The organism is Gordonia sp. NPDC003585, assembly GCF_040610755.1.
Lineage (GTDB): Bacteria > Actinomycetota > Actinomycetes > Mycobacteriales > Mycobacteriaceae > Gordonia.
This window is the reverse complement of the sequence record NZ_JBEXMX010000036.1, coordinates 21,073-36,682: the sequence shown is the minus strand read 5'-3', so window position 1 is coordinate 36,682 and position 15,610 is coordinate 21,073. Positions and strand designations below refer to the sequence as shown.

The window sequence follows — 15,610 nt, the reverse complement described above, 5'->3', positions numbered from 1 at the left end:
GCCGCGATCATCGTCAAGTCCCGCCACCCTCTGTGGCAAGAACGAATGAGTGACAAGCATGGGTCAGCTGCTGCAATTCGCCGTCCTCGGCTTCGCCTTGGGCGCCATTTACGCGGTACTCGCAACATCTTTGGTCGGCGTGTACGCCGCCACCGGGATCATCAACTTCGCCCAGGGCGCGATCGGACTGTACTCGGTGTACGTCGTTGCCGCACTCCGCACCGACGGTAGCCTCGTCCTACCCATCGGCACGCTGTACCTGGGCACCGCAAAGCACCCCACGCCAATGGGATTGGCGATCGCCATCGGCATTCTGAGCGCCATCATCTGGGCGCTGCTCGCGCACTTCCTGGTGTTCCGACCGCTGCGGCGCGCCCCCGTGCTGGCTCAGGTGGTCGCATCGGTCGGCCTGATGCTCTTCCTGCAAGCACTCGTTCAGCTGCGCTTCGACATCGAGGATCTCGAAGCCGACGACATCCTGCCCAAGAACACCATTCACCTGGGCGACACCGTGATCAATGTGTCGGACCTCATCTTGGCGGGCGTCGCCATCGTGATCGCGGCACTCTTCTGGGCCTACTTCCGGCTGACGACGTGGGGGGTCGCAACGCGGGCCGGTTCCGAGGACGAACTCGCCACCCGGCTCACCGGTTTCTCGCCAGACCGACTGGCCGGCATCGTCTGGGGAATCACCGGCGCCGCAACCGGTCTCATCGCCATTCTGTCCGCTCCGACCATCGGGCTGACCGTCACCACCTACACGTTCTTCGTCATCCCGGCACTGGCCGTCGCGCTGCTGGGCCGACTCACCTCGTTCGGTGTCGCCTGCGCCACCGGACTCGTACTCGGGTCGTTCCAATCGGTCATCGCCTGGCTGACCACCAAGGACTGGTGGCCGGACTGGGCGCAATCCGGGATCGGGGATGCCGTCCCGTTCGTCGTCATCATCGTCGCCCTGTTCGCGATGGGCGGTCGGATCCCGTCGCGCGGTTCGCTGGGCGAAGTACGGTTGCCCGCCGTGCGCATTCCGCGGATCCGTCCCATCCACACGATCGTGATTCTCGCGATCGCTGTCGTCGCGATCGTGATGACCGACGGGTCGTGGCGGATCGGTGTCACCACGTCGATCATCCTGTCGCTGATCGCGCTCTCGCTGGTGCTGCTCACCGGCTATCTCGGCCAGATCTCGCTGGCGAGTATGGCATTCGCCGGTGCCGCCGGATTCGCGCTCTCGAAGATCACCACCAACTGGAATGTGCCGTTCCCCTTCGACATGATTCTCGCCGCGCTCATCGCGACATTCCTGGGCATCCTCGTCGGCATCCCCGCGCTCCGAATCCGCGGTGCGCAACTCGCCGTCGTCACTCTTGCTGCCGCACTGGCGATCCAGAGTTTCATCTTCAACAACCCGGCTCTCACCGACTCGTTCAAGGGCAATCTCATCGAGGACCCAGCACTGTTCGGTCTCGATCTCGGCGCACGCGACGGCACCACGATTCTGACCCTGCGGTTCTCCTTCCTGGTGCTCATCATCGTCACGATCGCCACGCTCGTCGTGCTGCGGTTCATGGGTGGCTCGACGGGCCGCGCATTCCTCGCGGTGCGGTCCAACGAACGAGCGGCCGCCTCGGTCGGAATCAACGTCGCCGCAACCAAACTCCTCGGTTTCGCCTTGTCGGCATTCCTCGCCGGCATCGGCGGATGCCTCATCGGTTACCGGGAAGGGCAGATCTCCGGCGGATCGTTCACCGTCATCATCGGGCTCACCCTGCTGGCGATGACCTATGTCGGCGGCATCACCTCGTTTGCCGGCGCCGTGATCGCCGGCATCATCGGCCCCCTCGGCATCGGCTGGGTCTTCATGCACCAGACCCTCGAACTCGGTCAGTACTACGAGGTGTTCGCGGCCGGAAGCCTGCTGCTGATGGCCGTCCTGAATCCCGAAGGTGTGGCCGGCGCGGTCCACAAGGTCGTCGAACACTTCCGCCACCATCCCGAGCAACCACCGCAGCAAGCCCCACCGCCGCCGGATGCCTCGGGAACGCCCACCACTTCCGAGGCAGGTGCCCATGTCTGACGCAGCACTTCTCGACACCACCGCGCTCACCGTGAAATACGGTGGTGTGGTTGCCAACTCCGATGTGTCCATCACCGTCGGTGCAGGCGAGATCGTCGGGCTGATAGGACCCAACGGCGCAGGCAAAACGACCTTCGTCGACGCCGTCACCGGATTCACCAAGGCGTCCGGGACGGTCACCCTCGACGGAACCCAACTGGAGAAGGCCGGCCCCCACCGCCGTCGTCGAGCCGGCATGGCCCGCACCTGGCAGGCCGGCGAACTGTTCACCGACCTCACCGTCGAACAGAATCTGGCGGTAGCGATCCAGCCAGTCGGATTGCGTGCCATGCTTTCCGACGTCATCAACGGCTCCAGGCCGCCCGCCGACACCATCAGCAAAGCACTCGATCTCGTCGGCTTGCACGGCGTCGCCGGACGCAAACCCGGCGAGCTCACCCTCGGTCAGCAGAAACTGGTCGGCGTCGCCCGAGCGCTGGTCGGCGGATCGCGCCTGCTGCTCCTCGACGAACCGGCCGCCGGACTCGACACCCACGAAAGTGTGGAATTCGGAGCGGAATTGCGCCGTATCGCCGCCACCGGCATCGGCATCTTGCTGATCGACCACGACATGTCGCTGGTGCTCGACGTCTGCCACCGGCTCTACGTCCTCGACTTCGGACGCGTCATCGCCAGCGGCACACCGTCGGAGATCCAAGCCGATCAAGCGGTGGTCGCGGCGTATCTCGGCAGTCCGGAAGTCGATGCGAGCACCGGCACCGTCGTGCCCGGCGCCGGGAGCGAAGCGAGCGGGCCGAGTATCACCGGCGCCGAAAGCGAAGCAGAGGCAGGCAAATAATGAGTGAGGCAACAGGACTCGAGTTGTCCGACATCACCGTCGGATACGGTGGCGTCCCAGCGGTGCGCGGTCTCAGCGCCTCGGTCCGGCGCGGCGAGATTCTCGCTCTGCTGGGTCCCAATGGGTCGGGAAAGACCACCACGCTGCTGGCTGCGGTCGGGGCACTGCCGTTGATGGCCGGCGATGTGCGTGCGCTCGGCGAGCCCATCGATCGGCGGATCGAACGCAACGCTCGACGCGGCATCACTCTGGTCCCCGACACCCGCGGCGTCTTCCACCGCCTCTCGGTCTCCGACAACCTGCGACTCGCCAAGCGCAAGGGCGGCATGGAGATCGACGCCGTGTTCGACTATTTTCCCAAGCTGAAGACGATGCGGTCACGACGCTGCGGCAACCTGTCGGGCGGTGAGCAGCAGATGCTTGCACTCGCGAAGGCACTACTCACCGGACCGCAGGTCCTGCTCATCGACGAGATGAGTCTCGGCCTGTCGCCCATCGCGGTGCAGGATCTGTTGCCACGGCTGCGCGCCATCGCCGATGACCACAACATGGCCGTTGTCCTCGTCGAGCAACACATCGATCTCGCACTCGGCATTGCCGATTCCGCGGTGGTGTTACACCACGGGCGGGTCGCGTTGTCGGCGTCGGCGAGTGAGCTCAAGGCCAACCGCGACCGCGTCGAGGACGCCTACTTCGGCCGCTAGTGGTGTGTCTCGGAAAGTGGTGACCAGTATCCGGTGGAGCGGTCGGCGATCTGGCCAGGCGGAGGAGAGAGTGATAGCGGCGCTATCGTGACCGACGACAACGCAGCCAGGCGTCGATCGAACGCCGGAGACTAGTTACCAATTTCTGAGACACACCACCAGGACCGAGTCGACCAACCGCAGGAGGCAGCGTGGCCAGAGCGGAGAGCGGCCGGGGCGAGCGAAGCGACGGGGGAAGTCACCGAAGTACGCGGAACAGGCCTACTGATGACGAGTTGCTCACGGCTGCAGCAGAAGTCATCGGTGAGGTCGGTGCCGAACGCACCACGATGGACATGATCGCCGATCGGGGTGGCACCACCCGGGTGACCCTGTATGCCCACTTCGGTTCGCGAGATGCGTTGGTCGAGAAAGTGATCGAGCGGGAGTTCGTCGCCTTCGCGGGCTACATGTTCGGCGTGTACGACAACAGCGACGGCATGCAGCACGGCCCACGCGCGCGCTACACGGTGGAGGCACTGTTCGACTACGCCCGCAACAACCCCGTCGGCCTGCGCGTTCTTCTCGGCCACCGCGACGGTCGCGACGACACCCCGGGCCGTCGTATCTATGCGGCGTTGGAACCGAAGATCGCCTCGAGGCTTCGACAGAACTACGCGGAGGTCGGCGCCGACATCGGCGCCGGTGCCAATGCGCTCGCGTCGCTGCTGCTCGGGATGGTGCTCGACGTCGCCCACCGTGCGCTCTTCGTCACCGGCGCCGACATCGACGCGGCGAGCGAACTCGCGGTGACCGCCGTACTCGCCGTCCTGCGGGAGGTCCGTCCCGAACAGTTGCGGGCCCTCGACGAGTCGCTGTCGCGGAGTTGAGCGTGCGATACCGAAGTGGCAGGGTCCTGCGATCGCCTGCATCATGGGCAAATGGCACGCGTCAGCACACCTCGATCCACGGTCTGGAGGTGACCGGTGCCCCATCGCAGCACACGTAACCGCCCGACCGATGACGAACTGCTCGATGCCGCGTGTGGCGTCATCGCCGAAGTCGGGGCCGAACGATCGACGATGGACATGATCGCCGAACGCGGAGACACCACCCGGGTCACCCTGTACGCCCATTTCGGGTCGCGGGACGCGCTGGTCACCCGGGTTATCGAGCGAGAACTCGACAAGTTCACCACCTTCATGTTCGCCGTGTACGACGAGAGCGAAGAGATGCAGTACGGCGCCCGCGCGCGCTACACCGTGGAATCGCTGTTCGAATACGCCCGACGCAACCCCGATGGTCTGCGGCTCCTCATCGGCCACCGGGAGGATCAGGACGACCCGGCCGGGCGCCGCCTCTACGCGGCGCTTGAGCCGCGGATCGCGGCACGGCTGCGCAAGAATTATGCGGAACGCGGCGCGCACATCGCCGCCAGCGCCGATACCCTCGCGTCGTTGCTGCTGGTGATGAGCCTCGACGTCGCCCATCGCGCGCTGTTTGTCGACGGCGCCGACATCGACGCCGCCTGCGATCTCGCCGTCACCGCCACCCTCGCCGTACTCCGCGACGTCCGCGCCGAGCAACTGCAAGCCATCGACGCGTCGATGGGTGACTGAGTAGCGGCGGAAGGGCGTTCCGCGGAACGCTCACGCACGCGCACAAGCAGATCTCAAGTTGTCTCCAAGCGACGCCAGCGATCCTTTCGGCAACACCACACCGAAAGGACCCACCATGAACACCGACACCACATCCGAGGCGATCACCTACATCGACGACGCGCCGCGCTCGCCGCGGCCGATGTGGCGACTCGCCCGTAGCGGCGCCGTCACGCTGGCCTGCATGTCGTTCGCCCTTGTGGCCGCGTGCAGCTTCAGCATCGGCGACGATGACGCCGTCGAGAACTCCGACGACATCTCGATCGGCGAGTGTCTGCAGATCGGCGACAGCCTCGACGGCGGAAAGGTCAAGGCGACCAAGGTCGACTGCGACACCACCGACGGACTGTCGTTCTACGCGGCCGAGATCATCTCCGAGAACGCGCAGTGCGGAAGCAAGAACACGTCAACACTCACCTTTGCCGACGGCGACAAGAAGCTGTGCATGACACCCAATTTCGAGACCACGTCGTGCTACCAGATCCCACTCTCGGGTGGGAGTCTGGTGGACTACCGCAAGGTCGACTGCGGAACCACCGCCAAGGACTCGACGATCGTCGCCCAATCGGTCACCCGCGCAGACGAATCCGTGTCCTGCACGACGGAGCAGACCAAGTGGTCGTTCAAGCAGCCGTCGTCGATCGGCTATTGCCTGCGTCCGGTGACGGCCTAGGGTCGCGTGTCAGGTGTGCGCCGGCGAGTAACCGTCTACAACGGTCCGCCTGAGGTGCCGCCGAGGGCATATTTCCCTCGGCGGCACCTCACGGCGACCGTTGTGGTTGCCGCCCTCGGCGATTCAGTGCGGATCGGCGTCGACCAGGTCGTGAGTGACATCGTAGGCCGACCGCATCCGTGTCATCTCCGCGTCGCGGATGCGGTAGGCGCGCGCAGTCAGTCGCGCGCGACCACCGAAGGCAATGGTGCGCATCGGCTGTACAAGGGACAGAACCGGTCCGACCCGCGCCAGCACCTGGGCGAGCGGATCGTCGGGGACGCCCAGCGCGTCGGCGTCGTGAGTAGCGAGCCTGCGAGCGTATCGAAGGGCGCACCTCAGGGAGCGGAAGAGGTGCCCGAGGGAGGGGAAGGATCAGTCGGCGGCGACTTCTGACAAGCGCTCTGCCGCATACTTTTTCATCGCTTCGCGTTCTTGGTCGTGCTTGGGGTAGCCGAAGAACATCACCAGGGCGCCGGCGAACACGATGAGCACTGCCGCGCCGTAGGCCAGGGTGTCACCGTGCACAAACGCGTCGCGCGCCGCAGTGATGATCTGATCCTGATACTGCGGATATCGTTCCGCCAGTACCTCGGCGCTGGAGAACGACTTGGTCAGCGCGGCCTCGGTCTGGCTGGTCACCTGGTCGGCATTCGGCGAGTCGGAGATCTGTTCGGTCAGTGACTTCGCGTATCCCGCAGTGAGAATCGCACCCAGGATGGACTGCAGGATGGCGCCGCCGAGGTCGCGTTGCAGGTCGGACATGCTCGACGCCATACCCGCGCGCTGAACGGGCACCGAGCCGGTCAACGACCGCGACGCCGGGGTGCCGGCCAGGCCGACCCCGAGTCCGACGAAGAGGTACACCGTGGCGACATGCCAGAACTGGGCGTTCTCGTCCCACGTGAGCATCGCGAACAGCAGACCGATGATGCAGGAGGTATAGCCGCACAGCAGCGTGAATCGGGAACCCTTGGCCTCCACCAGCTTTGCCGACCGCGGCGCGGCGACGATCATCGCCGCGGCGCCGACGAGGATCGTGGCGCCCGACGCCAGCGTCGAATAGCCGAGCACGTTCTGCATGAATTGCTGGCCGATGAACATCGCACCCATCAGGGTGCCGAACACGATGAGGCCACCGACCGCGGCCACCCAGAACGTCCGACGGGACGCAATCCGCAAGTCGAACAGCGGAACCCGCACGTGAAGCTGGCGGAACACGAATGCCACCACGGCGATCAGGGCGACGCCGAACAGGATCAGCACGACGGTCCGCATGTCCGCGTCGGGAGCGAAGTTCAACGCGAGCACCAGCGCCCCGACCATGAGTACCGACATCACGCCACCGAGATTGTCCACGGGCGCGGCGTCGTCGCCACCGTCGGACGGGATCAGCCGCCAGGCCGCGACCAGCGCGACCAACGCCAAGGGCAGCGTCACCAGGAACACCGAACCCCAGTCGAAGACCTCGAGCAGTGCACCCGACAGCAGCGGACCCATCGCCGAGATCGCCCCACCGATCGCGGACCATGCGGCGATCGCCTTGGTACGCCGCGGGCCTGACCAGAGCGCGGTGATCACCGCGAGCGTCGTCGGGAAGGCGAGACCCGCGGCGATACCGCCGACGAACCGCGCCCCGAACAGCACCTCGAAATTGCCCGCAAGACCCGCGACCAGTGACGCCGGAATGGTGAGACTCATACCGATGAGGACCATCATCTTGCGGCCGTAGCGATCGCCGAGCGCACCGAAGTACAGGACCGACGAGGCCAAGCCCAACGAATAGCCGACGGCGATCAGGTTGAGCTGCGTCGAACTCGCGTCGAGCTCCTTGCCGATGTCCGGGAGCGCGACGTTGGCCACGGCGAGGTTGATGTTGGCGACGCCCGCGACGAGTATCAGCGCGGTCAGCACCAGCTTCGCCTTGGGGGGCGCGGTTCCTGCGTCGACGGTGTCGGTTGTCGAGGTCACGTGGAGAGCCTACGACGCGAAGGGCTGGTGAAACACCATACTTTCGGTATGGCGTTGCTAAGGTCGGTCGGGCCCGTGGGGCTCACTTGTGTGTCGAAAGGTCGGCCATGCTCGCACTCATCCCGCCAACACAGCGTCGAACTCTTGACGAGCTGACCGATCGGCTCGATTTCTCGGTCGGCGACAGTTCCTCGAAGCGGTCCGCGTTCTGGATCATGCTCACGTTGTCCGGGATCATCGCCGTGTCGGGTGTGGTCGCCGACAGCACCGCGACGGTCATCGGAGCGATGATCGTGGCTCCCCTGTCGACCCCGATCCTGGGCATCGGGCTGGGCATCGTGACCGCCCGCGGCAAACTCATCCTGCACAGCGTCGGCTATGTGCTGGCCGGTGTCGTCCTGGTGACCCTGCTGGGCGTCGTGATTGCCCAGTTGCTCCCGAATCCCACCAATGTCCTGTCGAACTCGCAGGTGCTCGGTCGGACCTCGCCGACGATCGTGGATCTGCTTGCCGCCATCGCGACCGGCTTCGCAGGAGCGATCGCCATCACCCGCCGCGACGTCGGCGACGTACTGCCGGGCGTGGCCATCGCCATCTCGCTCGTACCGCCGCTCGGTGTGGTGGGTGTCTGCCTCGGCTCCGGCGCACCGTCGTTGGCGCTCGGCGCTTTTGTCCTGTTCGCGTCGAATGTCGTGGCCATGGTCATCACCGGGGTGCTCGTCCTCACGGTCGCCAGTTACGGTCGCGAGGCGATCGCGGAGGCCGCTGAGGGACAACGACATCCGGCGCGGCGGGCCTACCTCGTGCTGGCGGCAGCGCTGGTGGTGGTTGCAGTTCCGATGGTGATCAACTCGCTGACGTCGTTGTGGGCCAGGCAGGTTGCGACGGCCACCACCTCGTGGCTCGAAGCCGGCGGCGCCACCAACGCCGAGGTCACCGGCGTGAGCTGGAGTGGGCAGACGGTGACCGTGAGTGTGCTTGCGCCAGGAGAACTACCACCGGTGAACACGCTGCAACAAACGGTCGACGATCTGGTGCCGTGGAGTCCGGAAGTGGTGGTCATCCACACCACCGGGCAACGAGAGTCGGCGAGCTGAGCACCTCGGTGCCCAGACTCGTGTAGTACGGATTGAAGAACAACCGCAATCCACATCGAGGTGATCAGCATGGGTAGCCCCGAGGCCGCCACCGCAGCAATTTCCGACGCCAACGCGCAAGCTCGAAGCGATTTGCCGTTCTCCGACACCGCCGATTTCGACGCGACGACCAAGGGATTCATCGCAGCCCTCGACACCGCGGTCATCACCGACGACAACGGAAAGCCGGTGTGGGACTGTGCCGAATTCGACTTCCTCGCCGAGGACTGCCCACCCACCGCGAATCCCAGCCTCTGGCGGCAGTCGGAACTCGTTGCGCGCCACGGGCTCTATGAGGTCACCGATCGCATCTGTCAAATCCGAGGCCTCGATCTCTCGAATATGACACTGATCGAGGGCGACACCGGTGTGATCGTCATCGATCCGCTCATCTCGGCGGAGACCGCTGCAGCCGGGCTGGCCCTCTACCGTGAACACCGTGGTGACAAGCCCGTCACGGCGGTCATCTACACCCATTCCCACATCGACCATTTCGGCGGCGTCAAAGGTGTGACGACCCAGGAGTCCGTCGATGCCGGCGACTGCGTGATCGTCGCCCCGTCGGGCATGGTCGAACATGCGGTTGCCGAGAACGTCTATGCGGGAACGGCTATGGGCCGACGCGCCGCGTACATGTACGGTGCTGCGCTGCCGCGTGGACCGCAGGGTGCGATCGGTGCGGGTCTCGGACAGTCCACCTCGACCGGTACGCCGACGCTCATCCTGCCGACCCTCGACATCACCACAACCGGACAGACCGAGACCATCGACGGCGTGGAGATCGAGTTCCAGCTGACGCCGGGCACCGAGGCGCCGGCGGAGATGAACTTCTACTTCCCACAGATGCGCGCGCTGTGCATGGCCGAGAACGCCACGCACACCCTGCACAACCTGCTGACGCTCCGCGGCGCTCTGGTGCGTGACCCACATGTGTGGTCGAAGTACCTGACCGAATCGATCACCACGTTCGCCGGGCGCAGCGACGTCCTGTTCGCCTCGCACCACTGGCCGACGTGGGGCACCGACGAACTCACCGGATTCCTCGCTCAGCAGCGGGATCTCTACGGCTATCTGCACGATCAGACCCTGCGGATGCTGAACCAGGGCCGCACCGGCATCGAGATCGCCGAGGACATCCAGCTCCCGCCCGCACTGGAGAACGTGTGGCACACCCACGGCTACTACGGGTCGGTCAACCACAACGTGAAGGCGATCTACCAGCGCTACATGGGCTGGTTCGACGGCAATCCCGCACGACTCTGGGAGCACCCGCCTGTCGAGTCGGCCAAGCGCCACGTCGAGTTCATGGGTGGCGCCGACGAGGTGATCCGCAAGGCCCGCGAATACTTCGACAACGGCGACTTCCGCTGGGTCGCACAGGTTCTCAACTATGTGATCTTCGCCGACCCGTCCAATGCCGGCGCCAAGGCACTACAGGCCGACACTCTCGAGCAGCTCGGCTACGGGTCGGAAAACGGCACCTGGCGCAACTTCTTCCTCATGGGCGCGTACGAGCTGCGCAACGGTCCGGTCGGCACTCCGACCACCACGGCGGCCCCCGATATCGTCGGCGCGCTGTCGGTGGAACAACTCTTCGACGCAGCTGCGCTCCGGGTCAACGGACCGGCGGCCTGGGATGCACACATCACGCTGGATTGGATCGTGTCCGACGCGGGTGTCACCCACCGCACCGAACTGCGCAACGGTGTCCTCGTGCACCACGAACTCCCGGACGGGGCCGAACCCGCAGCCACCGTATTCACCTTGCCCAGGACGGCACTCCTCGGCATCGTACTCGGTGCGGTGGGTCTTCAGGACGCGATCGACGGCGGTTCGGTGACGGTGTCCGGGCCGGTCGAGCCGTTCGTCGAACTCGTCGGCTACCTCGACAACCCGGATCCCGATTTCGCCATGGTGACGCCCTGATCGGAATGCGGATCAAGCTGTCCCGGCCCCGGCCCGCAGACGCGGTGTCGGGGCTGGTAACTGCGCTGTTCTCGATCCCGGAGGGCATGGCCTACGCCAGCATCGGCGGCTTCAACCCGGTCACCGGCTTGTACTCCGGCATGCTGCCGACGCTCGTGTCGTCGGTGTTCGCCCGCACCGTACTCATGGTCACCGCACTCACCAGCGCGATCGCCCTGTCGGCGAAGAGTGTTCTGGACTCGGCCGGTCTCGACCCGACCCGCGTGGAGAACATCGCGATGCTCACCATCGCGGTGGGCATCATTATGCTGCTGTTCGGTGTGTTGCGATTCGGTGCCGCAATGGATTTCGTGTCGGGCGCGGTGATGACCGGTTTCACGCTTGGCATCGCGGTGCAGATCGTCGCGGGAGTCATCAAGGATGTCACGGGATACAACCCCAGCGTTCACAACACCGTCGGGAAGTTCGTCAACGCCGTCGCCCACATCGGTGACTGGGAGATCGCCCCGCTCGTGGTGGCCGGCGCGACCGTGGCGGCGTGGGCCGCACTCCGACTCGTCAAACGGATCGAATCCTTCGCGACCCTCCTCTCGCTCGTTGTCGTGACCGTGGTGACCGCCATCCTGCACACCGACGTCGAGACCGTCGGCGACATCGCCGCTGTCCCCAGTCACTTGCCTCCGCTGACCATGCCGGACCTGTCGAAACTGCCCGAACTGCTGCCGGGCGCGCTGGCCATCTCGCTGGTCGCACTGGCGCAGGCCGCGGGCATCTCGGCGGCCGTTCCCAACCCGGACGGCTCACGCCCCAACGCTTCTGGCGATTTCTCCGCGCAGGGTGCGGGTAACCTCGTCGGCGGATTCTTCGGCTCGCTACCGGTCGGCGGTTCACTGTCGCGGACCGGCGTCGCGGTATCAGCGGGAGCGGCCACCCGCTGGGCAGGAATCTTCGCCGGCGCTTGGCTCATCGTGCTCGTGTTGCTGGTCGGCTCGGTCGCCGAGTTCATCCCGATGGCCGTGATCGGCGGATTGCTGATCGTCATCGGCGGCGAGCTGGTCGCCGGACGATGGCCCGACATCATGCTCGTGGTCCGGACGGCACCGCTGAGCGCCGTCGCGATGGTCCTGACCTTCGTCATCACCACACAATTCCCCCTGCAGGACGCAATCCTGATCGGCGCCGCCGTCTCACTGATCCTCTACTGCGTGCAGGCTGCCCGGTCGGCCCGCCTCATCTCACTGGTCCGCGACGACGACGGGTGGACGGTCGCCGACGTCCCCGACACCTTCCCGGCCGAGCGCATCACCGTCCTGCACCATTCCGGTGTCGCGCTGTTCGCGGAGGTGCCCCGCCTCGCCGAATCCTGGCCACGCGTCGGCGACGACAGTTCGAGAAGCGTACTCATCCTGAGCGTTCGCACACTGCCCGACGTGCCGTCCACTACGCTGCAGAAGCTGCTTCGGGCCCAAGCGAAACGGCTACGGGACAAGGGTGGACGATTCATCATCGCGGGCGTGACACCGCCACTCGCTCAACGACTTCAGCGATCTGGCTTCACCGAGGAGATAGGTGAGGAGGCCATCTTCATGGCCACCGGAACGATCTTCGAAGCGCTCGACGATGCCTATGCCGAAGCACAGCAATGGCTGGCCGCACCGCAGGGCTCCGACGACGGCTGATCGTCCGTCAGATGCAGATGGAGATGCTGATCGGTCCGATCGGCACGCCGAAGCAGATCGACAGCGAACCAACGGCCGGTGTCGGGGCAGGCGCCTGACCGGTCGGCGACGCCGAGGCGACGGCGGGAGCGGCGAGGGCCAGCCCGAACGCGGCGGCCACGGTGGCAACACTCAGCGAAATCCTGCGTTTCATGCCGGGGAGTCTACTCCCCTCACCGTGGTTGTCTCCCGTCGAGCCGAACGGCCCAACCTGTGCTTGTGTGGTTCGAGTGAGTACGACGCACCTCGGGCACATCTTCCACATCGCCGGGTCACCGACCGTCGAGCGGGCCGCTGATGCGCTCGTCGAATTGCCCGACGGCGCACTCGTGGTGTCCGACACCGGGACCATCGAGTACTGCGGTCCGCGCGCCGAGCGGCCGACGCTGCCCGGCGAGGTGGTGATCGACCACGGCTCCGCATTTCTGATGCCCGGATTCGTCGACACCCACATCCACTTCCCACAGGTCTACTCGACCGACGCGTATGGCGGCGGCCAGCTTCTGGAGTGGCTCAACAACTGCATCTTCCCGGCAGAGGCACGTCTGGCCGATCCGGAGTTCGCGCAACAGGCGGCACGCGACTTCACCGACCGCCGGATCGCTTCGGGCACCACGGCCGCGATGGTGTTCGGGTCGGCCTTCCCGGCCGCGCAAGATGCGTTGTTCGCCGAGACCCAGCGCGCGGGGTTGCGCATCGTCAGCGGCCGCGGCATCCAGACCGCCGGCCCCGAGACCGCCGCCTCCCTCATCACTTCCGAATCCGACGCGATCGCGTTGACCGCCGAGGAGATTGCCCGCTGGCACTGCGCGGACACCGGGAATCCGCGCACCGCGCATCTCCAAGTCGCGATCGTCCCCCGGTTCTCCCTCTCGGTCACCACGCACACGCTGAGGTCCCTCGGGGAGCTCTACGACGACGTACGGGACCGCGGCGTCTACGTGCACAGCCATCTCAACGAGAACAACCGGCCGGGAACCGGTGAAATCGACACGGTGAAAGCACTTTTCGGGGTCGAGTCGTACCTCGACACCTACGACGGCAAGTTCCTGCCGGGGTCGGCGGTCGGCGGACCCGGGCTGCTCGGGCGTCGGACCATCATGGCGCACGCGGTGCACTGCACCGACACCGAACTCGCGAGGATGGCGCAAACCGGCACGTCGATCGCGCATTGCCCTGTCTCCCAACTGTTCCTGGGTTCGGGAACGATGCCGTGGAAACGGACGATCGCCGCCGGGGTGACCGTGGCCGCAGGCACGGATGTTGGTGCGGGTGACGAGTGGCTGATCTCGCGGGTGCTGTCGGACGCGTTCAAGGTCCACATCACCGAACCGGGCGATGACAGCGTCTCGCTACACCCAGCCGAACTGCTGTTCACCGGCACTCTCGCCGGGGCACGTGCACTCGACATGGAGGACCGGTTCGGCAACTTCGACGTCGGCAAGGACGCCGACTTCTTGGTCATCGAACCCGACCGGTGGCCGCCCCTGGCCGCGACCATCGAGGGTGGTATCCGGTCCGACGATCCGGCCCACGCGCGTGACCAACTGTTGTTCGCGCTGCTCATGGGTCTGCGCGAACCCGCGATCACCGAAGTGCATGTCGCCGGACGCCGCGTCGAGCTCAGATCCGATGACCATCCCACTCGTGGTCGTGCATGAATCCTTCGGCCAGACCGACCTTGTAGCGGAAGCAACTGCGCAGGATGCCCGCATAGGCGATGGGCAACATGATGGCCGGCTTCTCGTCGCCGCGGCAGGTGATCACGTCGTCGGATGACCGGAAGTCTCGCCAGAACTGACGAATCGTGTTGTCCCCCCGTCCTGCTCGACGCCAGCCGTAGAGCAGCATGCCGAGGCCGATCATCCGGTTGACGTCGGCGTCGGGCTCGATGACGGGTGCGTCCGGGTCGTCGTCGAAGAAGGCGCGGTCGACGCGATTGTGTGGCGAGAACATCATGATGCCGCTCGTCGCGCGGGGATTGCACTCGATGCAGAACAGTCCATTCTCGTCTTCGATGAAGTCGAAGCCGATCTGCCCGGTGAAACCGATGTCGGCCACGAAATCGGTGACCCACGAGAAGATTCCCTCGTGCCGCGCCGACGTGAAGTTGAGGCACGAACTGCCGTCGATCGCATAGTCCACCGGATAGGTCGCGTGGGCGCGGACGCGGCCTTCGTGGCAGACCGAGTAGGTGCAGTACTTGTCCCCCGACGCCCATTCCTGTGCGATCCACGGGTTGTCGGCGTCGTGCTCGAGCCAGGTCAGCGGTTCACCGGGAATCACCTTGTGTACCTTCTGAGATCCGCGTGAGTACACCTTCTTCAGCGCGAATGGGGCCGTGAAGTCCAGTCCCGGAACATCTTCCGGGCCGATCACCTGGGCGTACTTGCGGGTCGGGATTCCACGCTCGGTGAGGAATCGCTGGAACTCGTACTTGTGGTGAAGACGGTTCTCGAGCTCGAAATCTGAAAGGAACAACTGACATTCAGGGCCGAAGATGTCGGTCATCATCGCGATGATGTCGGTTTCCTCGTGGATCGGGATCAGCAGGTCGATCTTCTCGGCCTCGACGATCCGGGCCAGCGCGTGACAGTACTCGCGAGGAGCGAACTTCGGTGGCGGCACTCGATGAAACGACGACACCGCATTGGAGAAGCGCCCGACGCCGATCGGAATGCTGTCCACGAGGGTGACGCGATGGCCACCGGCCGCCAGCAACCGCGCCAGCTCCAGGGTGAGGAATGACCGGCCGAAAGTGATCAGGACGCGTCGAGAATCCCGCTCGTGCGCGCGTTGGAAGGAGTGCACCGGGGCGAGTGTAGACCGAGGGCGTGTAGAGATTATGTAGGGCAGCGGAATATCCAGTACAGCGCTCGCCGTTGTGTTGC

The 15,610-nt window shown here is 65.4% G+C and carries 14 protein-coding genes; 10 read left to right on the top strand and 4 right to left on the bottom strand.

The features are described from left to right. Positions 1-58 precede the first annotated feature (58 nt). The 6 genes from ABZW74_RS12040 to ABZW74_RS12015 all read left to right on the top strand — a co-directional run bounded on the left by ABZW74_RS12040 (position 59) and on the right by ABZW74_RS12015 (position 5,929). Positions 59-2,077: an ABC transporter permease gene (locus ABZW74_RS12040; RefSeq protein WP_240860658.1), complete on the top strand. Its 2,019-nt coding sequence runs from the start codon at positions 59-61 to the stop codon at positions 2,075-2,077. Next, positions 2,070-2,915: an ABC transporter ATP-binding protein gene (locus tag ABZW74_RS12035; protein WP_355276419.1), complete on the top strand. Its 846-nt coding sequence runs from the start codon at positions 2,070-2,072 to the stop codon at positions 2,913-2,915. The genes ABZW74_RS12040 and ABZW74_RS12035 overlap by 8 nt, the downstream gene beginning before the upstream one ends. Beyond that, the gene (locus ABZW74_RS12030; protein WP_240860656.1) at positions 2,915-3,619 is read left to right on the top strand and encodes an ABC transporter ATP-binding protein; all 705 of its coding nucleotides are present in this window, start codon (positions 2,915-2,917) and stop codon (positions 3,617-3,619) included. The genes ABZW74_RS12035 and ABZW74_RS12030 overlap by 1 nt, the downstream gene beginning before the upstream one ends. 191 nt (positions 3,620-3,810) lie before the next feature. After that, a complete protein-coding gene (locus ABZW74_RS12025; protein ID WP_240860655.1) occupies positions 3,811-4,488 on the top strand; it encodes a TetR/AcrR family transcriptional regulator in 678 nt (225 codons plus the stop codon). A 96-nt stretch (positions 4,489-4,584) separates the two neighbouring features. After that, entirely contained in the window at positions 4,585-5,217 is a 633-nt protein-coding gene (locus ABZW74_RS12020; protein ID WP_240860652.1) for a TetR/AcrR family transcriptional regulator, read from the top strand. A 115-nt stretch (positions 5,218-5,332) separates the two neighbouring features. Next, positions 5,333-5,929, top strand: a complete 597-nt coding sequence (locus ABZW74_RS12015) for a pyridine nucleotide-disulfide oxidoreductase (RefSeq protein ID WP_355276416.1) — start codon at positions 5,333-5,335, stop codon at positions 5,927-5,929. Positions 5,930-6,052: 123 nt separating this feature from the next. Here ABZW74_RS12015 and ABZW74_RS12010 read toward each other — a convergent pair whose 3' ends face one another. Both ABZW74_RS12010 and ABZW74_RS12005 read right to left on the bottom strand, forming a co-directional pair. Then, the gene (locus ABZW74_RS12010) at positions 6,053-6,184 is read right to left on the bottom strand and encodes a hypothetical protein (RefSeq protein ID WP_355276414.1); all 132 of its coding nucleotides are present in this window, start codon (positions 6,182-6,184) and stop codon (positions 6,053-6,055) included. Between the two features lie 159 nt (positions 6,185-6,343). Continuing rightward, positions 6,344-7,939: an MFS transporter gene (locus tag ABZW74_RS12005; protein ID WP_355276412.1), complete on the bottom strand. Its 1,596-nt coding sequence runs from the start codon at positions 7,937-7,939 to the stop codon at positions 6,344-6,346. A gap of 107 nt (positions 7,940-8,046) precedes the next feature. Between ABZW74_RS12005 and ABZW74_RS12000 the strand changes: the two genes are divergently transcribed. The 3 genes from ABZW74_RS12000 (at position 8,047) to ABZW74_RS11990 (ending at position 12,680) form a co-directional block, all read left to right on the top strand. Further along, entirely contained in the window at positions 8,047-9,036 is a 990-nt protein-coding gene (locus ABZW74_RS12000) for a TIGR00341 family protein (RefSeq protein ID WP_355276410.1), read from the top strand. 69 nt (positions 9,037-9,105) lie between these two features. Beyond that, complete coding sequence (locus ABZW74_RS11995; RefSeq protein WP_355276408.1) at positions 9,106-11,001, top strand: alkyl sulfatase dimerization domain-containing protein; 1,896 nt, start codon at positions 9,106-9,108, stop codon at positions 10,999-11,001. A 5-nt stretch (positions 11,002-11,006) separates the two neighbouring features. Further along, positions 11,007-12,680 carry a SulP family inorganic anion transporter gene (locus ABZW74_RS11990; RefSeq protein ID WP_355276406.1) on the top strand — a complete coding sequence of 558 codons (1,674 nt, stop codon included), beginning with the start codon at positions 11,007-11,009 and terminating at the stop codon, positions 12,678-12,680. A gap of 7 nt (positions 12,681-12,687) precedes the next feature. Here ABZW74_RS11990 and ABZW74_RS11985 read toward each other — a convergent pair whose 3' ends face one another. Continuing rightward, positions 12,688-12,873, bottom strand: coding sequence for a hypothetical protein (locus ABZW74_RS11985; protein WP_355276404.1), 186 nt, complete (start codon positions 12,871-12,873; stop codon positions 12,688-12,690). A gap of 76 nt (positions 12,874-12,949) precedes the next feature. Between ABZW74_RS11985 and ABZW74_RS11980 the strand changes: the two genes are divergently transcribed. Then, entirely contained in the window at positions 12,950-14,380 is a 1,431-nt protein-coding gene (locus ABZW74_RS11980) for an amidohydrolase family protein (RefSeq protein WP_355276402.1), read from the top strand. Here the strand turns inward: ABZW74_RS11980 and ABZW74_RS11975 are convergent. Beyond that, positions 14,343-15,530 carry an ATP-grasp domain-containing protein gene (locus ABZW74_RS11975; protein WP_240860640.1) on the bottom strand — a complete coding sequence of 396 codons (1,188 nt, stop codon included), beginning with the start codon at positions 15,528-15,530 and terminating at the stop codon, positions 14,343-14,345. The genes ABZW74_RS11980 and ABZW74_RS11975 overlap by 38 nt on opposite strands. Between the last annotated feature and the right edge of the window lie 80 nt (positions 15,531-15,610).